This is a genomic window from Dactylosporangium sp. NPDC051087, assembly GCF_055586325.1.
Genome location: NZ_JBVJIJ010000011.1, coordinates 9,808 through 32,984, shown reverse-complemented (window position 1 = coordinate 32,984; position 23,177 = coordinate 9,808). Strand labels below are relative to the sequence as shown.

General features: G+C 73.5%; 24 protein-coding genes. 10 read left to right on the top strand and 14 right to left on the bottom strand.

Features of this window, described 5'->3' with window-relative positions; genetic code table 11:
* Nucleotides 1-92: 92 nt before the first annotated feature.
* Complete coding sequence (locus ACZ6TV_RS21635) at nucleotides 93-881, bottom strand: thioesterase family protein (protein ID WP_465299010.1); 789 nt, start codon at nucleotides 879-881, stop codon at nucleotides 93-95.
* 29 nt (nucleotides 882-910) lie between these two features.
* On the opposite strand from ACZ6TV_RS21635, the gene ACZ6TV_RS21630 reads away from it, so the two are divergent.
* The 4 genes from ACZ6TV_RS21630 to ACZ6TV_RS21615 all read left to right on the top strand — a co-directional run bounded on the left by ACZ6TV_RS21630 (nucleotide 911) and on the right by ACZ6TV_RS21615 (nucleotide 5,775).
* Complete coding sequence (locus tag ACZ6TV_RS21630; RefSeq protein ID WP_465299009.1) at nucleotides 911-1,876, top strand: magnesium transporter CorA family protein; 966 nt, start codon at nucleotides 911-913, stop codon at nucleotides 1,874-1,876.
* Nucleotides 1,876-3,261 (top strand): dihydrolipoyl dehydrogenase, encoded by a 1,386-nt coding sequence (gene lpdA / locus ACZ6TV_RS21625; RefSeq protein ID WP_465299008.1) that lies wholly within the window; start codon nucleotides 1,876-1,878, stop codon nucleotides 3,259-3,261. The genes ACZ6TV_RS21630 and lpdA overlap by 1 nt, the downstream gene beginning before the upstream one ends.
* Before the next feature lie 92 nt (nucleotides 3,262-3,353).
* The gene (locus tag ACZ6TV_RS21620) at nucleotides 3,354-4,751 is read left to right on the top strand and encodes a class II 3-deoxy-7-phosphoheptulonate synthase (protein ID WP_465299007.1); all 1,398 of its coding nucleotides are present in this window, start codon (nucleotides 3,354-3,356) and stop codon (nucleotides 4,749-4,751) included.
* The gene (locus ACZ6TV_RS21615) at nucleotides 4,744-5,775 is read left to right on the top strand and encodes a threonine aldolase family protein (protein ID WP_465299006.1); all 1,032 of its coding nucleotides are present in this window, start codon (nucleotides 4,744-4,746) and stop codon (nucleotides 5,773-5,775) included. Before ACZ6TV_RS21620 ends, ACZ6TV_RS21615 begins: the two co-directional genes overlap by 8 nt.
* A gap of 257 nt (nucleotides 5,776-6,032) precedes the next feature.
* Here ACZ6TV_RS21615 and ACZ6TV_RS21610 read toward each other — a convergent pair whose 3' ends face one another.
* From ACZ6TV_RS21610 to ACZ6TV_RS21600, 3 genes are read right to left on the bottom strand one after another with little or no spacing between them, the layout of a single operon-like run.
* On the bottom strand, nucleotides 6,033-6,923 hold the full coding sequence (locus tag ACZ6TV_RS21610) for a deoxyribonuclease IV (protein ID WP_465299005.1): 891 nt from the start codon (nucleotides 6,921-6,923) through the stop codon (nucleotides 6,033-6,035).
* Nucleotides 6,923-8,905, bottom strand: coding sequence for a Stk1 family PASTA domain-containing Ser/Thr kinase (locus ACZ6TV_RS21605; protein ID WP_465299004.1), 1,983 nt, complete (start codon nucleotides 8,903-8,905; stop codon nucleotides 6,923-6,925). The genes ACZ6TV_RS21610 and ACZ6TV_RS21605 overlap by 1 nt, the downstream gene beginning before the upstream one ends.
* A gap of 34 nt (nucleotides 8,906-8,939) precedes the next feature.
* On the bottom strand, nucleotides 8,940-9,542 hold the full coding sequence (locus ACZ6TV_RS21600; protein WP_465299003.1) for a hypothetical protein: 603 nt from the start codon (nucleotides 9,540-9,542) through the stop codon (nucleotides 8,940-8,942).
* Between the two features lie 43 nt (nucleotides 9,543-9,585).
* On the opposite strand from ACZ6TV_RS21600, the gene ACZ6TV_RS21595 reads away from it, so the two are divergent.
* From ACZ6TV_RS21595 to ACZ6TV_RS21585, 3 genes are read left to right on the top strand one after another with little or no spacing between them, the layout of a single operon-like run.
* On the top strand, nucleotides 9,586-9,942 hold the full coding sequence (locus tag ACZ6TV_RS21595; RefSeq protein ID WP_465299002.1) for an Rv2175c family DNA-binding protein: 357 nt from the start codon (nucleotides 9,586-9,588) through the stop codon (nucleotides 9,940-9,942).
* Nucleotide 9,943: 1 nt separating this feature from the next.
* Entirely contained in the window at nucleotides 9,944-10,279 is a 336-nt protein-coding gene (locus ACZ6TV_RS21590) for a lycopene cyclase domain-containing protein (RefSeq protein WP_465299001.1), read from the top strand.
* Nucleotides 10,276-10,611: a lycopene cyclase domain-containing protein gene (locus ACZ6TV_RS21585; protein WP_465299000.1), complete on the top strand. Its 336-nt coding sequence runs from the start codon at nucleotides 10,276-10,278 to the stop codon at nucleotides 10,609-10,611. Before ACZ6TV_RS21590 ends, ACZ6TV_RS21585 begins: the two co-directional genes overlap by 4 nt.
* Here the strand turns inward: ACZ6TV_RS21585 and ACZ6TV_RS21580 are convergent.
* Entirely contained in the window at nucleotides 10,547-11,608 is a 1,062-nt protein-coding gene (locus ACZ6TV_RS21580) for a polyprenyl synthetase family protein (protein ID WP_465298999.1), read from the bottom strand. The two genes, ACZ6TV_RS21585 and ACZ6TV_RS21580, sit on opposite strands and share 65 nt — an antisense overlap.
* Before the next feature lie 234 nt (nucleotides 11,609-11,842).
* Nucleotides 11,843-13,219: a hypothetical protein gene (locus ACZ6TV_RS21575; RefSeq protein ID WP_465298998.1), complete on the bottom strand. Its 1,377-nt coding sequence runs from the start codon at nucleotides 13,217-13,219 to the stop codon at nucleotides 11,843-11,845.
* Nucleotides 13,220-13,397: 178 nt separating this feature from the next.
* Here ACZ6TV_RS21575 and metF point away from each other — a divergent pair, with 178 nt between their 5' ends.
* Nucleotides 13,398-14,315, top strand: coding sequence for a methylenetetrahydrofolate reductase [NAD(P)H] (gene metF, locus ACZ6TV_RS21570; RefSeq protein WP_465298997.1), 918 nt, complete (start codon nucleotides 13,398-13,400; stop codon nucleotides 14,313-14,315).
* A gap of 97 nt (nucleotides 14,316-14,412) precedes the next feature.
* Nucleotides 14,413-14,985, top strand: coding sequence for a CDP-alcohol phosphatidyltransferase family protein (locus ACZ6TV_RS21565; protein ID WP_465298996.1), 573 nt, complete (start codon nucleotides 14,413-14,415; stop codon nucleotides 14,983-14,985).
* Between the two features lie 393 nt (nucleotides 14,986-15,378).
* Here ACZ6TV_RS21565 and ACZ6TV_RS21560 read toward each other — a convergent pair whose 3' ends face one another.
* From ACZ6TV_RS21560 to ACZ6TV_RS21525, 8 genes are read right to left on the bottom strand one after another with little or no spacing between them, the layout of a single operon-like run.
* Nucleotides 15,379-16,905: a phytoene desaturase family protein gene (locus tag ACZ6TV_RS21560; protein ID WP_465298995.1), complete on the bottom strand. Its 1,527-nt coding sequence runs from the start codon at nucleotides 16,903-16,905 to the stop codon at nucleotides 15,379-15,381.
* A 25-nt stretch (nucleotides 16,906-16,930) separates the two neighbouring features.
* Nucleotides 16,931-18,019 (bottom strand): glycosyltransferase family 2 protein, encoded by a 1,089-nt coding sequence (locus ACZ6TV_RS21555; RefSeq protein ID WP_465299277.1) that lies wholly within the window; start codon nucleotides 18,017-18,019, stop codon nucleotides 16,931-16,933.
* Nucleotides 18,016-18,753 (bottom strand): carotenoid biosynthesis protein, encoded by a 738-nt coding sequence (locus tag ACZ6TV_RS21550; protein WP_465298994.1) that lies wholly within the window; start codon nucleotides 18,751-18,753, stop codon nucleotides 18,016-18,018. The genes ACZ6TV_RS21555 and ACZ6TV_RS21550 overlap by 4 nt, the downstream gene beginning before the upstream one ends.
* Nucleotides 18,750-19,286 (bottom strand): GNAT family N-acetyltransferase, encoded by a 537-nt coding sequence (locus ACZ6TV_RS21545; RefSeq protein WP_465298993.1) that lies wholly within the window; start codon nucleotides 19,284-19,286, stop codon nucleotides 18,750-18,752. The genes ACZ6TV_RS21550 and ACZ6TV_RS21545 overlap by 4 nt, the downstream gene beginning before the upstream one ends.
* Nucleotides 19,283-19,936: a monooxygenase gene (locus tag ACZ6TV_RS21540; protein WP_465298992.1), complete on the bottom strand. Its 654-nt coding sequence runs from the start codon at nucleotides 19,934-19,936 to the stop codon at nucleotides 19,283-19,285. The genes ACZ6TV_RS21545 and ACZ6TV_RS21540 overlap by 4 nt, the downstream gene beginning before the upstream one ends.
* A complete protein-coding gene (locus ACZ6TV_RS21535; RefSeq protein WP_465298991.1) occupies nucleotides 19,933-20,427 on the bottom strand; it encodes a YbaK/EbsC family protein in 495 nt (164 codons plus the stop codon). The genes ACZ6TV_RS21540 and ACZ6TV_RS21535 overlap by 4 nt, the downstream gene beginning before the upstream one ends.
* Nucleotides 20,428-20,437: 10 nt before the next feature.
* Entirely contained in the window at nucleotides 20,438-21,382 is a 945-nt protein-coding gene (locus ACZ6TV_RS21530; RefSeq protein ID WP_465298990.1) for an EamA family transporter, read from the bottom strand.
* Between the two features lie 42 nt (nucleotides 21,383-21,424).
* Nucleotides 21,425-22,240 (bottom strand): class I SAM-dependent methyltransferase, encoded by an 816-nt coding sequence (locus ACZ6TV_RS21525; protein WP_465298989.1) that lies wholly within the window; start codon nucleotides 22,238-22,240, stop codon nucleotides 21,425-21,427.
* A gap of 47 nt (nucleotides 22,241-22,287) precedes the next feature.
* On the opposite strand from ACZ6TV_RS21525, the gene ACZ6TV_RS21520 reads away from it, so the two are divergent.
* Nucleotides 22,288-22,890 carry an XRE family transcriptional regulator gene (locus tag ACZ6TV_RS21520; protein ID WP_465298988.1) on the top strand — a complete coding sequence of 201 codons (603 nt, stop codon included), beginning with the start codon at nucleotides 22,288-22,290 and terminating at the stop codon, nucleotides 22,888-22,890.
* The last annotated feature ends 287 nt before the right edge of the window (nucleotides 22,891-23,177 follow it).

Genomic DNA, 23,177 nt, shown 5'->3' with positions numbered 1-23,177 from the left:
AAAAAAAAAAAAAGGGGAAAAAGAAGATCAAATCCCCCCCCCCCCCCCCCCCCCCCCCCCCCCCCCCCCCCCCCCCCCCCCCCCCCCCGACTTCATGGCGGGGCCATCCGGTACGCCGCGAGCTGGGTGGCCTGGGCGACGACCCGGTCCTGCGAGTCCCAGATCTCGCACACCTGGTCCACGAGGTGCTCCGTCAGCAGCCGCGCCCGCTGGCGTACCCGCAGCGGACCGGGGGAGGGCAGCGCCCGGACGTACACGGTGAGCTCCAGGGTCGGCGTCCAGCCGTTGCTGCCGAGGGTGAACGTGGCCGGCGGGAACGCGTCGGCGGCGAACAGCAGCGACACCGGGTCCCAGCCGGCGCCGTCCGGCAGCCGCAGCCAGCCGCGCAGCTCACCGGGGTGCTCACCGATCGCCTGCCAGTCGATGCGTTGCTCGAACTGGTCCAGCATGTCGATCCGCAGGTCCGTGCCGGGCGCCACCGACGGCGTCGGCAGCAGGTCCCGCTCGGCGGCGACCGGCGGGGCGGCGGTGTCGACCCAGCGCGGCTCGCCCGCCGCCGCGAGGTCGCCGAGCGTGAACAGCGCCTCGACGCACGTGCGGTCCTTCTGGCTCATCCGCGTCCGCACCTGGCTCGCCGACCGGCCCGTGCGCAACACCTCGACGGCGACCGAGACCGGCCCGGGGTCCGGCGGGGACAGGTAGACCGCGCTCGCCGACAGCGGATCCGGGTGCGTGCCGGCCGCCTCGACCGCCGCCCTGGCGAGGATCGCCAGGAGATAGCCGCCGTTGGGCTTCCCGCCGACGGTCCACAGTGGATCGAGCTCGGCCTCGAAGCCGTCGCCGGCCGGCCGGACCTGCGTCGCCTCGCCGAACGCTGCCACGCCTGCCTCCTTCTGGTTGGATGAGGCGCATGGCGCGCACGCGGCTCTACCGCAACGGTGACCTGGTGGCCGAGGACTTCCCGCTCGACGATATCTCGGAGCACCTGCGGGCCGCTGACACAATCGTGTGGCTGGATCTCGAGTCGCCGACGCCGCAGCAGTACGAGCAGGTGCAGGAGGAGTTCGGGCTGCACCGGCTGGCGATCGAGGACGCGTCGTCGCCCCGGGAGCGGCCGAAGCTCGGGCACTACCGGGAGCACCTGTTCCTCAGCGCGTACCAGGCCGGGTTCGACAGCGACGCCGGCGCGCTCGCCGTGCACCCGGTCGCGGCGTTCATCACGTCCCGCGCGCTGATCACCGTGCACGACGGCGGGTTCGGCATGGACGCCGTCGTCAAACGCTGGGACGACACCGCCGAGCTGGCGCCGCACGGCGTCGCGTACCTGGTGCACGGGCTGCTCGACGTCATCGTCGACGGGCACTTCGACGCGGTGCAGGAGCTCGACGACGCCCTGGAGGCCCTCGAGGACCAGCTGTTCGAGGAGACCCCCATGGCGGTCCGGGCGGTGCAGCAGCGCAGCTTCCGGCTCCGCCGCAGCCTGAGCCACCTGCGCAAGATCGTGCTGCCGATGCGCGAGGTGGTCAACGGCCTGATCCGGGCCAAGGTCGCGGACGAGGAGACCGCCCCGTACTACCAGGACCTGTACGACCACGTGCTGCGGGTCACGGAGTGGACGGAGAGCCTGCGCGACTTCGTCGCCACGATTCTCGAGTCGAACCTCGCGGTGCAGGGCAACCGGATGAACAACATCATGAAGAAGGTCACCAGCTGGGCGGCCATCATCGCGGTTCCCACCGCTGTTACGGGTTACTACGGGCAGAATCTGCCGTTTCCGGGTTTCGAGCACCGCACGGGGTTCGTGACCTCCGCCGTGCTGATCGTGGTGCTGTCCGTGGGGCTGTACGTCACCTTCAAACGCAAGGACTGGCTGTGATGAGTCAACAGACCAATTTCGATGTCGTCGTCCTCGGCGCGGGCCCCGGCGGTTACACGGCCGCCGTGCGGGCCGCGCAGCTCGGCCTGCGCACCGCGATCGTCGAGGACCGCTACTGGGGCGGCGTCTGCCTCAACGTCGGCTGCATCCCGTCGAAGGCCCTGCTGCGCAACGCCGAGCTGGCGCACATCTTCACCGCCGAGGCGAAGACGTTCGGCATCCAGGGATCGGTGACCTTCGACTACGGCGCCGCGTTCCAGCGCAGCCGGAAGGTGGCCGACGGCCGGGTCAAGGGCGTGCACTACCTCATGAAGAAGAACGAGATCCGTCAGTACCACGGCCGCGGCGTCTTCCTGGACGACCACACGCTGCAGGTCGGCGACGAGACGGTCACGTTCGCCAACTGCATCATCGCCACCGGTGCCACCACCCGGCTGCTGCCCGGCACCTCGCTGTCGTCCAGGGTCGTGACGTACGAGGAGCAGATCCTCACCGAGGAGCTGCCGTCGTCGATCATCATCGCCGGTGCCGGCGCGATCGGGGTCGAGTTCGCCTACGTCCTGCACAACTACGGCGTCAAGGTCACGATCGTCGAGTTCCTCGACCGGATGGTCCCCCTCGAGGACGCCGAGGTGTCCGCCGAGCTGGCGAAGCGGTACAAGCGGCTCGGCATCCAGGTGCTCACCTCGACCCGCGTCGAATCGGTCGAGGAGACCCCGGACGGCGTGCGGGTCTCCGTGTCCTCCGGCGGCGGGTCGAAGGTCCTGGAGGCGGACAAGCTCCTGCAGGCGATCGGCTTCCAGCCCCGGGTGGAGGGCTACGGCCTGGAGAAGACCGGGGTGGCGCTCACCGAGCGGGGCGCGATCGCCGTCGACGGCCGGCTGCGCACCAACGTGCCGCACATCTTCGCGATCGGCGACGTCACCGCGAAGCTGATGCTCGCGCACGCCGCCGAGTCGATGGGGATCATCGCCGCGGAGACCATCGCCGGCGCCGAGACGATGGAGCTGGACTACGTGATGATCCCGCGCGCCACGTACTGCCAGCCGCAGGTCGCCAGCTTCGGCTGGACCGAGGCGCAGGCCCGCGAGCAGGGCTTCGACGTGAAGGTCGTCAAGTTCCCGTACACGGCGAACGGCAAGGCACACGGCCTCGGCGACGCCACCGGCTTCGTGAAGATCATCAGCGACGGGAAGTACGGCGAACTGCTCGGTGCCCACCTGATCGGTCCCGAGGTCACCGAGCTGCTGCCCGAGCTGACCCTGGCCCAGCAGTGGGACCTCACCGTGCACGAGGTCGCCCGCAACGTCCACGCCCACCCGACCCTCGGCGAGGCGGTGAAGGAAGCCATTCACGGCCTGGCAGGACACATGATCAATATGTGACCGCTGGTTGCGATGCCAGCGCATTCCTAGTTTCCGGGACCGGCGGGACGGCGGCAGGCCCGCCGGGGCCCGGGGTCGGTACCCTTCCAGGTATGCGGCAGGAGTGGCACCACTTCACATACCCCGGTCCCGAGATCTCACGCGTCGCCGTCGCCGGTGACTCCAAGGACGACGAGGAGTTCGGGCTCGACCACTGGCGCACCCTGCCCCGGGCGCAGACCCCGCCGTGGCCCGACCAGCAGGCCGTCGACGAGGTCGGGCAGCTGCTGTCGTCGGTGCCGCCGATCGTCGCGCCCTACGAGGTCGACCAGCTCCGCGAGCGGCTCGCCCTCGTCGCCGACGGCAAGGCGTTCATGCTGCAGGGTGGCGACTGCGCCGAGACGTTCGCCGACAACACCGAGGCGCACGTCCTGGCCAACGCGCGCACCCTGCTGCAGATGGCCGTCGTGCTCACCTACGGCGCGTCCCTGCCCGTCATCAAGCTCGGCCGCGTGGCCGGCCAGTTCACCAAGCCCCGCTCCGCCGCCCTCGACTCGCTGGGCCTCCCGGCGTACCGCGGCGACATGATCAACTCGTTGGACCAGGACCCCCAGGCGCGCATCGCGGACCCGCAGCGGATGGTCCGGGCCTACGCCAACTCGTCCAGCGCCATGAACATGCTGCGCGCCTACCTCGGCGGCGGCCTGGGCGACCTGCACGCCGTCCACGACTGGAACAAGGGCTTCGTCGTCACGTCGCCCGCCGGCCAGCGCTACGAGGCGATCGCCCGCGAGATCGACCGGGCGCTGCGCTTCATGCAGGCGTGCGGGGTCACCGACGACGAGGCGCTGCGCACCGTCACGCTGTACTGCTCCCACGAGGCCCTCGCCCTGGAATACGAGCGGCCCCTCGCCCGCATCGCCGGTGGCCGGCCGTATGGGCTGTCCGGGCACTTCCTGTGGATCGGTGAGCGCACCCGGCAGATCGACGGCGCCCACGTCGACTTCATGTCGCGCATCGCCAACCCGATCGGCGTCAAGCTCGGCCCCACCACCGCCCCCGAGCAGGCCCTCGAGCTCTTCGAGAAGCTCAACCCCGACAACATCCCGGGCCGGCTCACGTTCGTCGCCCGCATGGGCAGCAACAAGGTCCGCGACGCGCTCCCGCCGATCGTGGAGAAGGTCACCGCCGCCGGCTGCCGCGTCGTCTGGCAGTGCGACCCGATGCACGGCAACACGCACGAGTCCTCCAACGGCTACAAGACCCGGCACTTCGACCGGATCGTCGACGAGGTCCTCGGCTACTTCGAGGTCCACCGCGAGCTGGAGACCCACCCGGGCGGCCTGCACGTCGAGCTCACCGGCGAGGACGTCACCGAGTGCCTCGGCGGCGCCCAGGCGATCGTCGACGAGGACCTCCCCGGCCGCTACGAGACCGCCTGCGACCCGCGCCTCAACACGCAGCAGTCCCTGGAGCTGGCGTTCCTCGTCGCGGAGATGCTGCGTGGCTGAGATCGTCGCCGATCTCCGCTCGGACACCGTCACCCGGCCGACGCCCGCCATGCGCACCGCCATGGCCGAGGCGCCGGTCGGTGACGACGTGTTCGACGAGGACCCGACGCTGCACGAGCTGCAGTCCTACGCGGCCGCGCTGTTCGGCCACGAGGCCGCCCTCTTCACGCCGTCGGGCTGCATGGCCAACCAGATCGCCGTGCAGCTCGTCGTCCCGCGCGCCGAGGAGCTCCTCTGCGACGCCGACGCCCATGTCGTCACCTACGAGATGGGCGCGGCCGCGGCCTACGGCGGCGTCTCCACCCGCACCTGGCCCGCCGCCGGCGGCGCCCTGGACGTCTCGGTCATCGCCGGCATGATCCGCCCGGCGGGCGGCTACGTCGTGCCGACCAGGGCGATCGCCGTCGAGCAGACCCACAACCGCGGCGGTGGCACCGTCATCCCGCTGTCCTCCCTGCAGGCGCTGCGCACCGTCTGCGACGACAACGGCCTGCTCCTGCACTGCGACGGCGCCCGCATCTGGCACGCCCACGTCGCCACCGGCGTCCCCCTGCTCGAATACGGCCGGCTCTTCGACACCATGTCCGTCTGCCTGTCCAAAGGCCTCGGCGCGCCCGTCGGCTCCCTGGTCATCGGCTCCGCGGCCCGCATCGCCGAGGCCCGCCTCATCCGCAAACGCCTCGGCGGCGGCATGCGCCAGGCCGGCATCCTGGCCGCCGCCGGCCTCTACGCCCTGCGGCACCACATCGACCGCCTCGCCGACGACCACGCCAAGGCCCGCCACCTGGCCTCGGCCCTCGCCCCGACCGGCGTCGCCGACCCGTCCCGCGTCGAGACCAACCTCGTCATGCTGGACCTGCGCGACGCCCCGCTCGACGCGGCCCAGCTGACCGCCGCCGCCCGCGACCAGGGCGTCATGGTCTCCCCGTTCGGCCCGCGCACGGTCCGCCTGACCACCCACCTCGACCTCACCGACGACGCCGTCACCACCGCCGCCGCCGTCCTCACCAAACTCCTGACCTGACGCTTCCGCGCCCACCGGCGGTGATCCGTCGCGCCGGTCGGCTCGGCCGGCTCCGCCCGACAGGTTTGCCCGGTGCGGCCGCAGCGCCTGGTGGTCCCGGCGCGGCTGTCACCGGACCGGCGGCGGCCCGCTGCTCAGCCCACTCCGGTTCAAGGTCCGCCCGGCTGCTGCCGGTGCGGGGCGCACGAGCTCCAGTCGAGCACCCACCCCGCCTGCGGGAGGCGAAACCCCGCGTCCGATCCCGTCCACCCGGGACGCTACCGCCCCGGTGCGACACTTTCCGCGGCCGACCAGGCGGCGCGGAGGAGGGCGATGTCCGCGGCGTGGTCGGCGGAGAGGTCGCCGCTCGGGGTCTCCACGATCAGCGGCACGCCCGCGGCGGCGGGATGGCGGACGAGCTCCGTGAACGCCGCCGCGCCGATGGTGCCCTTGCCGAGGGACTCGTGGCGGTCGCGGGTCGAGCCGCAGGTGTCCTTCGAGTCGTTGGCGTGGATCAGCCGCAGGCGGCCCGGGCCCACGGCGCGGACCAGCGCGTCGAGGGTCGACGTCATGCCGCCCGGGGCGGCGAGGTCGTGGCCGGCCGCCCAGGCGTGGCAGGTGTCGAAGCAGACGCCGAGCTGCGGGTGGTGGTCGACGGCGGCGAGGTACGCCTCCAGGTGCTCGACCCGGGACGCCAGCGAGCGGCCGCCGCCGGCGCTCGGCTCCACCAGCAGCGGTGGCCAGCCGTCCCGCGCGGCGCGGTCGAGGAGGGGGCGGAGCACGGCTCGTACCACGTCCAGGGCCTTGCCGGCGTGGGCGGCGTCGACGGCCGACCCGGCGTGGAACACCACGCCCCGCGCGCCGATCGCCTTGCCGCGGCGCAGGGCGTGCTCCAGGGTGGCGACCGACCGCTCGACGGTGGCCGCGGTGGGGGAGCCGAGGTTGACCAGCAGCGCGGCGTGGATGAACGCGGTGACCCCGCGCGAGTCGCAGCCGGTGAGGAACGCCGCGTCCTGGCCCGGGTCGCCTTCGGTGAGGGCCCAGCCGCGCGGGTTGGACACGTAGACCTGCACGGCGGTCGCGTCCGTCTGCTCGACGTAACGCAGCGACGCCTTGGCCAGGCCACCGGCGGCGGGCGCGTGCCCGCCCACCGGTGTCGGGCCGAACACTAGAAGTACGCCAGCAGGCGGACGCGCGTGCCGGGCGGGACCTGGGTGCCGGGTGCCGGGTCCATCTGGCGGACGGTGCCGAAGCCCTGCACGTCGACGCCGAGCCCCATCGCCTCCAGGGTCTGCCGGGCCTGGTCGAGCTGCATGCCGCGGACCTCCGGCAGCGTGACGAGCGCCGGGCCCTTCGAGATCTGCAGGTCGATGACCATGCCGTCGGTGACGCTGTTGCCGTCGCCGATGCTCTGCGAGACGACCTGGTCCTTCGGCTTGTCGCTGTCGACGGCCTCGATCTTGCCGACGGTGATCTTCACCCTGGTGAGGGCCTGCTTGGCCTCTTCGACGTTCTTGCCGATGACGAGCGGGACCTTGATCGGGTTGGGGCCCTTGCTGACGAAGACCTTGATCGTCTGGCCGGGCTTGACCTCGGTGCCGATCTTCGGGTCGGTCTCCACGACGTAGCCGGCCGGGACGGCGTCGTCGTACTTCTCGCCCTTGCTCGCCTGCAGGCCGGTGGCCTGGAGGTCGACGAGGGCGAGGTCGTACTCCTTGCCGGCGATGTCCGGGACCTTGTGGATCTCGGGGCCGAGCGACAGCGTCAGCGTGATCGTGCCGCCGTCGAGGATCCGCGCGTGCGCGGCCGGGTCCTGGGCGAGGACCTTGTCCTTGGCGATCTTCGTGTCGAACTTCGGCGGGCCGAACTTCACCTTGAACCCGGCGGCCTTCGCCTGCTGGCCGGCCATGTCGCTGGTCATCGTGGTCAGGTCGGGCGCGTCGGTGTAACGGCCGACGCCGATCCAATACCCACCGATGGCCACCAGCAGGCCCAGCGTCAGCATCGACGCGATCACCGCGAGGCGGGTCCGCGGGTTGGCGTTGATCTGCGCGAGCAGCTCCGCGAGCTTCGCGGCGGGACCGACCGGCTCCGGCTGGGCCCTGCGCCGGCGGGCCGGCGGCTGCGCGGGCCCGGGGCTGGGCAGCTTCGCCCACGACGGCCGGGCCGGCTCGACCTGCATCGACCCGGTGCGGTACACGTTCTGCGGCACCGACTCGATCTGCGGCACGATCACCGTCGGCTGCGCCAGGGGGCGGGCGCGGGTGGCGAGCTCCACGCCGATGTCCTCGCGGACGGCCTGCACCTCGGCGAGCATCGCGCCGGCGTCGGTCGGCCGGGCGCCGGGGTCGCGCCGGGTCGCCCTGATCACCAGGTCGTCGACGGCCGACGGGAGTCCCGGGGTGTACCGCGAAGGGAACGGCACGTCCCGGTCGACGTGCTGCCACGCGACCTCGACCGGCCGGTCCGCCTCATACGGCACCCGGCCGGTGAGCATCTCGAACAGCACGATGCCGGCGGAATACACGTCGGTGCGCGGGTCGGCGTGCCCGTCGGTGACGAGCTCCGGGGCGACGTAGGCGACCGTGGCCATGAGGTGCGACCCGGTCTCGTCGGCGCTGGCCTCGACCGCGCGGGCGAGCCCGAAGTCGGCGACCTTGACCACGCCGTCGATGATGTTGTGCGTGTCGCCGGGGGCCTCCGCGACGAGCACGTTCTCCGGCTTGACGTCGCGGTGCACGAGCCCGGCGCGGTGCGCGGCGGCGATCGCGGCGAGCATCTGCTCCATGATCGCGAGGGCTTCCTGCGGCTGCAGGCGGCGGCGCTCGGCGAGCATCTCGCGCAGCGTCCGGCCCCGCACGAACTCCATCACCAGATACGGCAGCCCGTGGTGCGTGCCCTGGTCGTACACGGCGACGACATTCGGGTGGGTGAGCCGCGCGATCGTCTTCGCCTCGTCGGTGAACCGGTTGACGAAGTGCGGATCGTGCGACTGACCAGGGTGAATGATCTTGAGGGCGACGGTGCGCTCGAGCCGCTCGTCGAGCGCGGTGTAGACCGTCGCCATGCCGCCCTTGGCGACACGGGTGCGAACGCGGTAGCGCCCGTCTACAAGCGCACCGAGGAGAGGATCGGCGACCGTGGTATCCATTGGCTGCGAGTGTACGGCTGGTGAACCCGATTCCTCAGCGTCCTGCCACACCATCGTTTGTTTGTCCCCGTTTCGGGGTTTTTGAGGCCGTACGGGTTGGCGACGGTCCGGACGCGGAGGGTGACGGACTGGCTGAAACGGTCGGGCTGGGGCTCGCCGACGGCGTCGGTGTGCTCTCCGGGCGGTTCGTGGTGGGCACCGCGGCGGGCGGCGGGACGGCCGGCATCGCCAGGACGGGCGGCGCCGCGGACCGGCGGACCTGCGGCCGGCCGGCGGTCGGCACGGTCGCCGGTCCCGAGGTGCCCGTGGTGTCCGGCGCGGCCGCCGCCGGCTCCGCCGCGGCGGCGACCGGCGCTGGTGGCGGCGGCATGCGCAGCGCGGTCAGGCTGCCCGCGACGGCGAGGTACGTGCCGGCCGCCCCACCGGCGACGAGCAGCGCGACCCCGCTGGTCGCCGCGACCCGGCGCGGCCGGCGGGGGCCCGGCTCGGCCCGGTGCCGGGCCGGGCTCACGAACTCGGTCGTCTCCTCGGTCAGCAGCTGCGCCAGCTTGCGCCGGCTCACCTGGCGGTAGACGTCGTAGCACGCGGAACGCCAGGCGCCGGTGACCTCGCGGTGGACCTTGAGCCAGAGCCCCACAGCCGTTCCCCTCCGTCAGCCGTCGCAGCAGCGACATGGCACTGTGTTCCCTGTGACCGAACAACCTGTGGGCCCCGCCGAGTGGCTGACCATGCCGGACGTCGCTGAACGCCTCGGCATCCCGGTGAACCGGGTGCACCAGCTCGTCCGGGAGCGCAAGTTCCTCGCCGTCCGCCAGGACGGTGTGCTGCGCGTGCCGGCCGACTTCATCAGCGACGACGGTGTGGTGAAGCACCTGCCCGGCGTCCTCACGGTGTTGCACGACGCTGGGTACAACGACGATGAGGCCCTGCGGTGGCTGTACACGCCCGACGACACCCTGCCGGGCACCCCCGCCGAGGCGCTGCGCGGCAACCGGGCGACCGAGGTCAAGCGCCGCGCGCAGGCCCTGGGCTTCTGAGTTGCTCCGGCATCTGACGTATCTGCTGGTGCTCGCCGGCTGCCTGTTCGGCGCGCTCTGGCTGGAGCCGCTGCTCAAGGTCGGCGTGCTCCGGCAGGTGCGGCGGCTCGTCCTGACCATCGCCCCGGTCGCGGCCGTGTTCGTGGTCTGGGACCTGCTGGCGATCCGCGCCGGGCACTGGACGTTCGACCCCGCCCAGATGACCGGCGTCGTGTTCCCCGGCGGCCTGCCGCTGGAAGAGGTGCTGTTCTTCCTCGTCGTGCCCGTCTGCGCGATCCTCGGCTTCGAGGCGACCCGCCAGACGCTGCTGCGCCTCGCCGCCCGGCGGCGGCCATGACCTACACGGCGGCCGCCGTGACGGGCGTCGTCGTGGCCGTCCTCGCCGACGTCTTCGCGATCCGCGGCCGGGTCGTGCTCGGGAAGGTGTTCTGGTGCACCTACCCGATCATCTTCGGCTTCCAGCTGCTGTCCAACGGCATCCTCACCGGCCGGGGCGTGGTCCTGTACAACCCGTCCGACATTCTCGGGCTGCGGCTCGTGTACGCCCCTGTCGAGGATCTCCTGTTCGGCTTCGCGCTGATCGTGGTGACGCTGTCGCTGTGGGTCAGACTGTCCGCTGCGTCGCCGCCTGGGCCAGACCCGTCAGGACCTCCCGCGCCTCCGCCGTGATCTGGGCGCCGTCGAGCGCGTGCATCGCCTCCTCGGTCAGGTCGGCGATCCTGCGCTCCGTCCGGTCCAGGGCGCCGCTGCCGACGATGACCTCCCGCAACTGGGCGACCCCCTCGGCGTCGAGGTCCGGGTCGCCGAGCCGCCACAGCGCCGCGGGGTCGCTCTTCTCCAGGGCCGCCGCGACCAGATAGGTGCGCTTGCCCTCGCGCAGGTCGTCACCGGCCGGCTTGCCCGTCACCTCGGGGTCGCCGAACACGCCGAGCACGTCGTCGCGCAGCTGGAACGCCTCGCCCAGCGGCAGCCCGTACCCCTCATAGGCCTTGCTCAGCTCCGGCGCCGCCCCGGCGATCGCGGCGCCGAGCAGCAGCGGCTTCTCGATCGTGTACTTCGCCGACTTGAACCGCGCCACCAGACTCGCCCGCCCGGTCGACGTGTCCCCGGTCGCCTGCGTCTGCACGTCGAGATACTGCCCGATGGTCACCTCGGTCCGCATCTCGTCGAACACCGGCCGCGCCCTGGCCAGCGTCAGCGGATCGAGCCCGCTCGCGTGCAGCAGCTCGTCGGACCACACGAGGCACAGGTCCCCGAGCAGGATCGCCGACGCGGTGCCGAACCCGTCCGCGTCCCCGTGCCAGCCCCGCTCGGCGTGCAGCTTCGCGAACCGGCGGTGCACGGCCGGCTCCCCGCGCCGCGTCTCCGACCCGTCCATCACGTCGTCGTGGATCAGGGCACTGGCCTGGACCAGCTCCAGCGCGGCGACCGCGGCCACCACCGCGTCGTCGTCCACCCCACCGGCGCCGCGATATCCCCAGTACGCGAACGCGGGCCGCAGCCGTTTGCCGCCCTGCAGCACGAACGCCTCGATCGCGTCGGCGACCGGGGCCAGGGCCTCCAGCTCGATCTCCGCGAGCCTGCTCCGCCGGCGCCGCAGGAAGTCGTCGAGTGCCTGCCGGACCCGCGTGCGAAGCTCGGCCCGGTCGAGGAAGGGGTGCGTCACGGCAGAGACGCTAGCCCGAAACCGCGCCGCCCGCCGCTCCGGTCCCGCCTCCCATCCACCGGCCCGCCCTCTGTTCCGCCCACCCGGCCGACACAACCCGACCTGCGACAACACACCGCACCCGCCCCCTCGCCCACCGTCACCGCCGCCGCCCTCATCCCTGGGTTCGGCGGGCAGGTCGGCACGGCGAGGTGGTGCGGCGGGTCCGGCCGCGGGCCGGTCGGCGGGGCAGGGTCAGCTGGCCACCCTTCCCCGCAGCCGGTCCGGCCCCGCCGCGGCCGGCGACGCCGGGGTCACCGTGATCATGGACACGGGTGCCGCCAGCGGGACGGTGGGTGCCGGGACCTGTGGCGGGGCGGCGCCCGGCAGGCAGGCGGCGGCCGACTCGGCCAGCTGGGAATACGCGAGCAGCGCCGCGGGCATCGGTCCTGCTCCGGCCGCGGCGTGCAGGGCGGGCTCGAGGTGGCGGAGCCGGCGCAGGACCCGGAACGAGCCCGAGTCGACGCACGCGAGCAGCGCCTCGGTGGCGGCGGCGCACGCGGCGTCGAGGTCGCCCGCGGTCAGGTGGGCACGGGCCGTGGCGGCGGCGACGAGACCGGCGGCGCGGAACCGGACGCCGGGGGAACGCAGCGCGGCGGCGAGGTGGGGCAGCGCGGCGGCCGGGCGGCCCGCCGCGGTCAGGGACAGGCCGGTGAGGGCGTGCACGTGGGCGTCGTCCAGCCAATACAGCCATGACGGACCCGCCCCCGGCTCGCGGCGGCCGTGTGAGCGCTCCGCCGTGGCGAGTGCGGCGTCGCAGGTGCGCCGGTCGCCGGAGACGGCGGCGGCGAACGCGACCCGCAACGCCAGCGCCGTGCTGGTCGCCGGGTCGCACCGGGCCGCGACCCGGCAGGCGGCGAGGGCGGCGCGCAGCGCGGCCGGTCCGTCGCCCCGCTCGGCGGCGGTCTGAGCGGCACAGCCGAGCAGGTGCCCGGCGAGCGCCCGGTCACCCGCGGCGACCGCCGCCCGCACCCCGCCCCGCTGGACACCGTCCAGCGGGGGCCGGCCCGCGTCGACGGCGACCCAGGCGTGCAACTGGGCCAGTTCGGCCACCCGCCCCTGCGACCCGTGGCCCGTCCCGGCGTCGCGGATGGCGGACCGCAGCTCGGCGAGCACGAGCGCGACCAGCTCGGGCCCGGCGACGAGGTCATCCATGCGGCGCAGCTCGGCGACCCGCCCGCCCGGGTCACCGCCGCCCGGGTCGTCGCCCGGGGGAGCGCCGCCGGAGGGTGCGACGCGGGCCGGCGCGGACGGGATCGTCGCCGCGCCGGTCGCCGGGATGAATGTCGTGGTGAAGGTCATGGTCGGCTCCCTCCGCCGCCGGGTCCGCGCCGCGGCGCGCTCCAAGTCGTCGAGCGGGGTGTCGAGCACGAGCGCGAGCCAGCCCAGCCAGACCTGGCTCGGGATGCGCTCCTCCCGCTCCCACCGGGACACCTCGTGGCGGGTCAGCGTCGGCAGCCCCGACGCCGCGCACAGCAGCCCGGCCAGCCGCACCTGCGACTTGCCCTGCGCCTGGCGCACGCGGGTCAGCAGCGCGCCGAGGGACTCACCCGGATCGATCGTCTGAGACATGGGTCACGACCTCCTGGAACCAGCGACCCCCGTCCGCTCGCGGTCCAGCAGGACGACCCGGCGCGCCGCGGGCTTCGCGATGCCCTCGACCGTCGAACCGTCCAACCTCTTTCTACCCCAGGGGTACGACAAGATTCAGCGGTGCGGTGGCGGTGGCGGTGGCACTACAGTCGGGACCGTGGCATCTGGACTTCCTTCAGTGATGGGTGGCGGCCCCGCGGCGATCGGTGACCTGATCGCGGCACCGGCGCCGACGTTCTCCTTCGAGTTCTTCCCGCCGAAGACCCCGGAGGGCGAGCGCCAGCTGTGGCAGGCGATCCGGGAGCTGGAGCCCCTCAGACCGTCGTTCGTCTCCATCACGTACGGTGCGGGCGGCACCACCCGGGACACCACCGTCGCCGTGACGGAGCGGGTGGCGACGGAGACGACGCTGCTGCCGATGGCGCACCTGACCGCGGTCAACCACTCGATCGCCGAGCTGCGCAACGTCATCGGCCAGCTCGCGGGCGCCGGCATCCGCAACTTCCTGCTCGTGCGCGGCGACCCGCCCGGTGACCCGATGGGCGAGTGGGTCCAGCACCCGGAGGGTGTCCTCTACGCGGAGGAGCTCGTCCGGCTCGTCCGCGAGTCCGGGGACTTCAGCATCGGCGTGGCCGCGTTCCCGTACAAGCATCCGAGGTCCGCGGACATCGAGTCCGACACGGTCAACTTCGTCCGCAAATGCCGGGCCGGCGCCGACTTCGCGATCACCCAGATGTTCTTCGACGCCGATGACTACCTGCGGCTGCGTGACCGGGTCGCGGCGGCCGGCTGCGACACCCCGGTCGTCGCCGGGGTCATGCCGGTCACGGCGATCGGCACGATCGCCCGCTCGCAGCAGCTGTCCGGCGCCCCGTTCCCGCCGGCGCTGGCCGCCCGGTTCGAGCGCGTCGCCGACGACCCGCAGGCCGTGCGGCGTCTCGGCATCGACCTGGCCAGCGAGATGTGCGAGCGGCTCCTCGCCGAGGGCGTGCCCGGGATCCACTTCATCACGCTCAACCGGTCGACGGCGACCCGGGAGGTCTGGCAGCAGCTCGGTGTCGGCGCGCGCGTCTGACGTCCGCGACTGGGACGGCTACGCCGAGCGCTGGGCGGCGGCGCACGGCGGTTATGACCCTCGGTCCGCGACACCGCTCGTGCAGGGTTGGCTGCGCATGTCGTACGAGCTGGGCGCCGTCCTGATCCGGACCGGCGTGCGCAGTCCGAACGCGGTGACCGTCCTCGGCCTGCTGTTCTCCGTCGCCGTGCCGCTCGCGGTGACGGGCGGCCGCGGCTGGGCGCTCGCCGGGGCGGTCCTGGTGCTGCTCTCGGCGGTCGCGGACACCGTCGACGGCGTCCTGGCCGTGGTCACCGGCAGGGCGAGCCGCCTCGGGCAGGTCTACGACTCCGCCGCCGACCGCGTCGCCGAGGCCTGCTGGCTCGTGGCGCTCGTCCTCCTCGGCGGCCCCGCCTGGCTCGCCGTGACCTGCGGCGGCGTGATGTGGCTGCACGAGTACGTCCGTGCCCGGGCCACCGTCGCCGGCATGTCCGACATCGGCACCGTCACCGTCGCGGAACGCCCGACCCGCGTCCTCGTCACGATCTTCGGCCTCCTCGCGGTCGCGGCCACCGCCGTCGCGGGCCACTGGCAGCACGCCACGGTCCTCGCCGTGCTCGTCGTCATGGCCGCCCTGACCGCCATCGGCTTCGTCCAGCTCGCCGTCGGCGTCCGCCGCGCCCTGTCCTGAACCACGCCGGAACCGCCGCGGCCGCCCGGCCGAGCCGATGATGACCTGCCCGGTCCCGCCGGCGCGACGGAGAAGATCGTGTTGTTGGACGAACGCACGAACCGGCCGCCGGGCCGCTGCGGGCGCGGCGGGCCGGGGTCGCTGTCGAACGGTGCCGATCCGGTCCGCCGGGGTGGGGCCGGCGTGGTGCGTCATGACGCGGCCGGGAGGCTGGGCTAGGCAGGGCCGATGTCGGCGGGGGCGGCGTTGAGCGGTGCGGATCCGGTGCCGCCGCGGTCGGCCGGGCGATCCGATGATGAGCCGCGGCGGGCCGGGGTCGCTGTCGAACGGTGCCGATCCGGTCCGCCGGGGTGGGGCCGGCGTGGTGCGTCATGACGCGGCCGGCGGGCAGGGCTAGGCGGGGCCGATGCGGTCGGCGACGATCTTGGCGGACAGCATGACCAGCGGCAGGCCGCCGCCCGGGTGGACAGAGCCGCCGACCAGGAACAGGTCGCGGACCGTGCCGCGGGTCGGGGGGCGGAGCAGGCCGGTGAGGCCGTGGCTGGCGGTGCCGTAGATGGCGCCGCCGGGGGAGTGGGTCGAGGTCTCCAGGTCCGCCGGGGTCAGCACGTCGCGGAACAGCAGCCGGTCGCGGACGTCGGCGCCGCGGGCGGCGAGGATCGACAGGACACGGTCGGCGTAGGCGTCGGCGACCCCGGCGGCGCGCCAGTCGAACCCGCCGGAGCCCCGCGAGACCGAGCCGGAGCCCCGTGCCGACGAGCCGGAGCCCCGCGAGGCGGAGTCGTCGTGCGGTGGGGCGTTGACGAGGACGAACCAGGCCTCGTGGCCGGCGGGGCGGGCGGCCGGGTCGTCGGCGGCGGTGACGAACACGGCCGGGTCGTCCGGCGGGCGGGCCGGAGCGCCGAAGATCGCGTCGAACTCGGCGTCGTAGTCGCGCGGGAAGAACACGGTGTGGTGCGCGAGGTCCGGGGTGGTGCCGCGGACGCCGAGCAGCAGGACGAACCCGCCGAGACTGCGCCGCCGCAGGCCGGCCGCGCGGCGCGGGGACGGGAGCAGGTCGCGGTAGACGTGCAGGGCGTCGGCGTTGGCGACGACCAGGTCGGAGCGGACCGTGGTGCCGTCGGCGAGGACGACGCCGGCGGCCCGGCGGCCTTCCACGAGGACGGACCCGACCGGTGTGCCGAGGTGGACGGTCACGCCGAGGGCCGCGCACCGGGCGAGCAGCGCGTCGGCGAGCGTTCCGAGGCCGCCGCGGATGTACCACCCGCCGAACGCCAGCTCCGCGTAAGGGATCGCGAGCAGCGCGGCCGGCGCGCGGCGGGGGTCGGCGCCGGTGTAGGTGGCGTACCGGTCCAGCAGCATCCGCAGCCTCGGGTCGCGCAGGTGCCGGCGGCCCAGGCCGCGCAGCGTCTGCCCGGGTGCGATCGCGGCCAGGTCCCGCAGCCGCCACGCCAGGCCGGCGAGCTGCAGCGGGTTGTCGACGGGGGCGGTGAGGACGTGCCGCCACGAGGTCTCCCAGACGCGGGCGGCCCGCTGCCACAGCCGCCGCCAGTCGTCCGCCGCGTCGGCGCCGAACGCGGCCGCGATGCGGTCCTCGAAGCCCGCCCCCGCGCAGGAGTCGAGGGTCGTGCCGTCGGGGAAGCGGTGCCGTACCAGCGGATCCAGCGCGACCAGGTCGAGCTCCGGAGCGGGGCCACCGGTGTGCGCGAACAGCTCCGCCGCGACCTGCGGCAGCGTGAACAGGCTGGGCCCGGTGTCGAACCGGAAGGTGCCGGCGTCGGTGACCCGCTCGTGCCGGCCGAGCTTGCCGCCGGCGGTCGCCGCCTGCTCGAAGACGGTGACCTTGTGCCCGGCCGCGGCGAGCCTGGCCGCCGTGGCGAGCCCCCCGACCCCGGCACCGATGACGGTCACGGTCGCCATGCGCGGCGCCCCTGCCGGGTGACGGTCACGGTTGCCATGTGGGGCGTCCCTTCCAGGTGACCCGGCCGCGGCGGCGGTAGGACCGGGCGACGAGCCAGGCGAACAGCAGCACGGACACGGGATGGGCGAGGGCGTCCGGCCACGCCCGCCCGCCGGTCGCCCGGGCGCTGACGACCCTCCCGGCGACGCCGAGCAGATATCCGGCCAGCCCCTGCCAGTAGCCGGCGACGAGGGTGAGGGGCAGCAGCACGTACAGGCAGAGCAGCAGCGACACGACGGCGAACGCGCCGGCGGGCGAGCCGAACGACGCCCACAGCGACTTGCTGTAGCCGTCGGTGACCTCCCGCCAGGACGTGTACATGCGGCAGGTCGCCAGGCCGGATCCGTCGGCGAGCGCGATCCTGCCGCCGGAGCGTTTCACCGCGCGGGCCAGCTCGATGTCCTCGAGGACCTTGCCGCGGACCGCGGCGTGCCCGCCGGCGCGGTCATACGCCTCCCGCCGGACCAGCAGGAACTGCCCGCCGGCCGCGGCGAGGGACGGGCGCGGTGAGCGCTCCATCGCGCGCAGCGGCAGGAACGTCAGCCACGACCACTGCAGCAGCGGCTGGACGAGCCGCTCGCCGGCACCGGTCGCGGTGATCCGCGGATACGGGCTGAGCAGGTCGGCCCCCGCCTCGTCGAGCAGGGCGGCGGCCGCGGTCAGGGCGTCCGGGCGCAGGACCACGTCGGCGTCGAGGAACACCAGCAGGTCGGCGCCGGCGGCGTCGGCGAGCTGCTGGCAGGCGTGCGGCTTGCCGAGCCAGCCCGGTGGCAGCGGCCCGCCGGTCAGCAGCGTGACCCGGTCGCCGCCGATCGACCTGACCAGGTCGGGGGTGCCGTCGGTGGAGCCGTCGTCGAGGACCAGCAGCCGCGGCGCGCCGTCCAGCGCGAGCAGCGCCCGCAGGCACGGCTCGACCCGCTCCACCTCGTCCCGCAACGGCAGCAGCACCGCCGCGGCGGCGCCGGGGGAGGCGGCGGGCGAAGCGGACGGCCGGCGGAGCAGCCGTGCGTTGATCAGCGTGTGTACCGTCAGCGCGAGCACGACCGCCGTCAGCGCGAGCGTCACCGGCGTCATGATCGTGAGCGCCACAGCGTCACCGCCAGGGGGACCGCCACGAGACCCATGCCGAGGGCGCCCCACGCCGCCGACGCCGGCATGCCGAGGAACACCGCGTGCGCGAGGACGCTGGAGCCGTACGTCCACAGGTACAGCGCATACATCGGCCGGTCGTCGCCGTCGCCGCCGGGCAGCAGGAGGGCGAGCGCCGCCGCCAGCACCCACGCGACCAGCAGCCAGCCGAGATAGTTGGTCAACGGGATGCCGGGGACGCCCGGCAGGGCCGCGCCGGGCGCCTCCCACCGCCAGTGACCCTCGGCGACCATCTGCGGGTCGAGGAAGAGGTCCCACGCGGCCAGGCCCACGCCGGCGACGGCCACCCGCAGCCACGGCCGGCCGGTGAGGCGGGCGGCGGCGAGCCACGCGGGCCACGCCATCCACGTCCAGGCGAGGGGGATCACCAGCGGCACGCCCAGCAGCCTGGGCCCCAGCGACCCGGCGTAGTCGTAGTCGCCGAAGGGGAAGCCCGTCGACCTGCCGGCCGCCTCGACCGCGAACCCGCCGCCGGTGGTGACGAGGACGAGCACCGCGGCGGCGCGCGGTCCCCGGGACAGCCAGGCGTGCCCGACGGACAGCACGTAGCCGGTCACGACGGTGGCGACGGTGAGCGCCGCCCGGGTGTCGCCGTGCACCAGCGGATAGGCGATCTCGGTGAGGACGAGCGCCGCGAGCAGCGCCCAGAGCGCCTTCACAGCGGAAGTTGCCGGCCGAGGACGGCGAACGGGCGGTCGTCGCCCGGGAAGTTGAAGTGCCGCAGGACGTCGACGAAGCCGAACCGCCGGTAGAGCCGCCAGGCGCGCGACGTCGCCTCGGGCGCCTCGGGCGTGGACAGCAGCGCCGTCTGCTGCGGCGCGCTGGTGAGCAGGTCGTGCAGCTGGCGGGCGCCGATGCCGTGGCCCTGCGCGTGCGGGCGGACGTGCAGCTCGACGAGCTCGAAACAGTTGCCGAGCCAGAACTTGCGGTGCTCGCGGCGCAGCGCGTTGCGCACCTGGTCGTGCCACCACTGCCCGGACGTGCCGCGGTAGCCATAGCCGAAGCCGAGCAGGTTGTCGTCGTCGTCGAGCGTCGCGACGGCCTGGAACGACTCGCGCCGGGTGTGCCCGGCGACATAGCCGCGGCGGGTCTGCAGGAGCTGCACCGAGTAGCCCATCGCCTCCCCATAGACGGCGATGACGTCGTCGAGGCGCGCGAGGAGGTCGTCCCCGCGCCACCGCACGAGCCTCACGGGCTGTCCCTCCAACCGATCACCTCGCGGTCGCCGGTGACGTCCAGCACACGGAACCGGGCGAACAACTCCTCCGCATACCAACCCTCGCGGGCCGTGCGGTCCACGACGGCGGCATGCTCGGGCTGACGGTACGCGAAGCGTATGACATCCGCCGCACTGCGCCAGAGGCTGACCGTGCCCTGGAATCCTACTGGCGCCTCGCCGACGCCGAACGCGCAGATCATGCCCTCGGCGCCGGGCAGCGCCCGGGACACGGGATCGATCGCCTTCCAGAACGCTGGCGCCTTGCGGGTCTTCAGCCTGGCCCGGGTCAGGACCGCGATCATGCCGGTCGCGGACGGGGGCGCCACCGGCTCGAACGGCTCCCGCCCGGCCCACGTCCCGCGGCTGGCGACCGGCTCCAGGGTGATGACGCAGCTCGTGATCGCGCCGCGCATCGGCGGCGCGACCGCGGCGTCGCCGACGATGACCGCCGCCCAGCGGGTCAGGTCGGCCTTGCCCGCGCCGAAGTCGCTGCCCTTGCCGGTGCCGAGCAGCTTCACGAAGCCCGCCTGGCGGCGCAGCCTCCGCCGGTCGGCGGCCATGCCCCAGAACGCGAGGGGCACCGCACGCCTGCGGACGCGCCAGACGTGGAGCCGGACGGTCACGCGACCTCGGCAGGGGTGCCGTCGGTGACGCGGACCAGCTCGTCATAGGTGATGGGGAAGACCGACTGCGGGATGCCGCCGGCGGCCCACACCTCGCCATACTGCGCGAGGTCGACGTCGACGAGGGTGCGCACCGGCTTGGGGTGGGCCAGCGGCGACACCCCGCCGATGACCTGGCCGGTGTGCTCGCGGACGAACTCGGCGCTGGCCCGCCGGACCCTGCTCTTGGCGATGCCGAGCAGCGCGGCGACCTTCCCGACGTCGACGCGGTGCGCGCCGGACGTGAGGACGAGCAGCGGGTCGCCGTCGGCGTCGAAGATCAGCGAATTGGCGATCTGGCCGACCTCGACGCCGACGGCCGCGGCGGCCGCGGGGGCGGTGTGCACCGCCTCGGTGAGGACCTTGATCTGGCACGGGGTGCCGTCGGCGGCGCGGGCGCCGGCGGCGTCGAGCGCGTCTTGCATCGCCTGCACGTTCGGGTGGGGCTGCATGGCGTCGACTCTAGTTCGGGGCACCGACAGTTTCGGGGCGGCGCTCGGCCGGCGTCGCCTGGACGCGGGCGGTCTCGGCCAGCGCGACGCCGGCCAGGATCAGGGCGCCGCCGCAGATCTGCGCGACGTTCAGGTGCTCGTGCAGGACCAGCCAGGCGACGGCGGTGGCGATCACCGGCTCCGACATGCCGATGATCCCGACGCTCGTCGGCGGCAGGTGCCGCATCGCCCCGGCGAGCAGCAGGTACGGCGCGATCGACCCGCCGATCACCACGTACAGCAGCAGCACCCACACCGGGACGCCGTGGGTGGTCACGGTCGTGCGGGCGAAGTCGAAGTCCCACCACGGCCGGACCACCGACCCGGCGAGGGCGGACACCCCGAACGCGTACGCGGTCAGCGACAGCGTGTCCCGGCTGGCCACACCGTGGGCGCTGAGCAGGTAGTAGACGGCGAGCAGCACGGCGGCGCCGAGCGCGGCGGCCACCCCGATCCCGTCGAGGCGCAGCTCACCCCAGATCTCCGCGACGCAGGCGAGCCCGGCGAGGCTCGCGGCCAGTCCCGCCCACAGCCGCGGCCGCACCCGGTGTCCCTGGACGAACCTCGCCCACAGCGCCACCAGTACCGGCGCCGTGTATTCGAACAGCAGGCTGATGCCGACCGGGAGCCGCCCGATCCCCACGAAATAGAGCATGGGGACGAGGAAGAAACCGGCGAGGCCATACGCCACCAGCATCGGCACCTCGCGGCGGCTGATCCGCAGCCGGGCCGGGCGGAACACCAGCGCGAGCGCGAACAGCCCCAGCGCGGCCCCACCGGCCCGCAGCGTGGTGAGCTGCGGCGCGTCGATCCCGGTGCCGGCGGCCAGCTTGGACACGGTGCCGTTGACGGCGAACAGGGCGCTGCCGGCGAGGACCATCGCGACACCGGCGACGGGGCGGGGCTGGTGGGTCACCCGCAGAGGGTACAGGTCAGGTGTGGTCTTGGATCATGCCCCTTACGGCGTGGCGAGCCAGGCGGTCCTGCGCGCCTGGACGGTGAGGTCCGGCCGGTCGTGTACGGTGCCGGCCAGCTCCTCCAGGGCGGCCAGGTCCTCGGGGCTGAGCCTGTCCTCCAGGGCGTGCCGCATCCGCCGCAGGGTCGCCTGCGCGTACCGCCCGGCGGCCTCCGGCAGCGGCGGCTTCAGGTCGATCTCGAAGCGGTGCCGGTCCTCGACGGTGAAGCCGGCGGCGCGCAGCAGCGGGCCCCAGTCGGCGCCGAGGTGCGGCATGTCGGCGGCGCGGGCCTCGGCGACCGCCGCGTGGCAGCGGGTCTCGAGTTCCTCACCGGGCAGGAACCGCGGGAACGAGTCCATCTCGAAGGCCACCAGGTGCCCGCCGGGGCGGATCGCGGCGCGGATGCGGGACAGGCTGGCGACCGGGTCGGCCAGGTGGTGCAGCGAGTTGGCCGCCCACACCAGGTCGTTGTCCCGGCCGTCGTGCTCCGCCGTGTCCAGGTCTGCCTCCACCGTGCGGATCCGGTCGGCGAGTCCCGCGGCGTGGGCCTTGTGCCGCAGGTGGTGCAGCATCTCCGGCGACACGTCGACGGCGGTGACGGTGGCGCCGGGGAAGCGGCGGGCGAGGGCGAGGGTGCCGGCGCCGGTGCCCGCGCCCAGGTCCAGGACGGTCGAGACGGCGCCGGTCCGCTCGTGGACCCAGGCCATGACCTCGGTGAGGTGCTCGTGCAGCACCTCGGCGTCGAGGTCGAGGATCTCGGTGAGGGCCTCGTGGTTGTGGCTGTGGCTGTGGTGGTGGTTGCCGTGGTCGTGTGCCATGGCACGACCATAGCCGGACTTTGCCTCTGCGACATATGCTCTTGCGTATGACGCAAGACGACTCGCTCGACGGTCTGGTACGCAAGCGGATCCGCGGACTGCGGGTGGCCAGGGGCTGGTCGCTCGACGACCTCGCCTCCCGGTGCTACCTGAGTCCCTCCACGCTGAGCCGGATCGAGACGGGTCACCGCAGGATCGCCCTGGACCAGCTCGCACCGATCGCCCGGGCGCTCGGGACCACCCTCGACCAGCTCGTGGAGTCCGTCGACGACGAGGACGTGGTGATCCGCCCCGTGCGCGACGTGGCGCACGGGGTGACCACCTGGATGATGACCCGCGAGCCGGGGCCGCACGGGGTGTCGGTGGCCAAGATGCGCATCACCCGGCCCGTCCCGGCCGAGCTGCGGGTGCATCCGGGCAAGGACTGGTTCACCGTGTTGTCAGGTGTGGTCGTACTGCGGCTGGGGGAGCGGACCATCCTCGTGGAGGCGGGCCAGGCGGCCGAGTTCTCCACGATGACGCCGCACGCGTTCGGGGCGCACGGCGGGCCGGCGGAGATCCTGTGCATCTTCGACCACGACGGGCAGCGCACACACCTGCACCCCGCTCCGGGATCCGCCGCGCCGGTGGGCGGCGCCACTGCCGAGTGATCGTGCGAACGGATGTTCGAAAATTCTCCCCGCGCCGTTGCGCCTCCCCTGCCCCCCGGGTGTAGTCTTACCTCAGTCGAACGAGTGTTCGAACTGCTTCGGGAAGACGATTCGCGGCGTTCTTCCCGAGCGCGGTCCGCGACACCGCGGAGGCCGGATTTTCGCGGGTCTGGCCTCAGGTGGGGTGGGGGGGGGGAGTAACCACAACCCCCAAAAAGGGGGAAGGGAGGAAAAAGACAACAAAGAGAGGGGGGGGGGGGGGGGGGCGAAGCCCAACCAGAGAACCG

Bases quoted from the DNA above. Each gene is read 5' to 3' on its own strand.
- ACZ6TV_RS21630 (WP_465299009.1), top strand. From the start codon at position 911: ATGGCGCGCACGCGGCTCTACCGCAACGGTGACCTGGTGGCCGAGGAC.
- lpdA (WP_465299008.1), top strand. From the start codon at position 1,876: ATGAGTCAACAGACCAATTTCGATGTCGTCGTCCTCGGCGCGGGCCCC.
- ACZ6TV_RS21620 (WP_465299007.1), top strand. From the start codon at position 3,354: ATGCGGCAGGAGTGGCACCACTTCACATACCCCGGTCCCGAGATCTCA.
- ACZ6TV_RS21605 (WP_465299004.1), bottom strand. From the start codon at position 8,905: ATGGATACCACGGTCGCCGATCCTCTCCTCGGTGCGCTTGTAGACGGG.
- ACZ6TV_RS21585 (WP_465299000.1), top strand. From the start codon at position 10,276: ATGACCTACACGGCGGCCGCCGTGACGGGCGTCGTCGTGGCCGTCCTC.
- ACZ6TV_RS21575 (WP_465298998.1), bottom strand. From the start codon at position 13,219: ATGTCTCAGACGATCGATCCGGGTGAGTCCCTCGGCGCGCTGCTGACC.
- ACZ6TV_RS21565 (WP_465298996.1), top strand. From the start codon at position 14,413: ATGTCGTACGAGCTGGGCGCCGTCCTGATCCGGACCGGCGTGCGCAGT.
- ACZ6TV_RS21560 (WP_465298995.1), bottom strand. From the start codon at position 16,905: ATGGCGACCGTGACCGTCATCGGTGCCGGGGTCGGGGGGCTCGCCACG.
- ACZ6TV_RS21555 (WP_465299277.1), bottom strand. From the start codon at position 18,019: ATGACGCCGGTGACGCTCGCGCTGACGGCGGTCGTGCTCGCGCTGACG.
- ACZ6TV_RS21535 (WP_465298991.1), bottom strand. From the start codon at position 20,427: ATGCAGCCCCACCCGAACGTGCAGGCGATGCAAGACGCGCTCGACGCC.
- ACZ6TV_RS21525 (WP_465298989.1), bottom strand. From the start codon at position 22,240: ATGGCACACGACCACGGCAACCACCACCACAGCCACAGCCACAACCAC.
- ACZ6TV_RS21520 (WP_465298988.1), top strand. From the start codon at position 22,288: ATGACGCAAGACGACTCGCTCGACGGTCTGGTACGCAAGCGGATCCGC.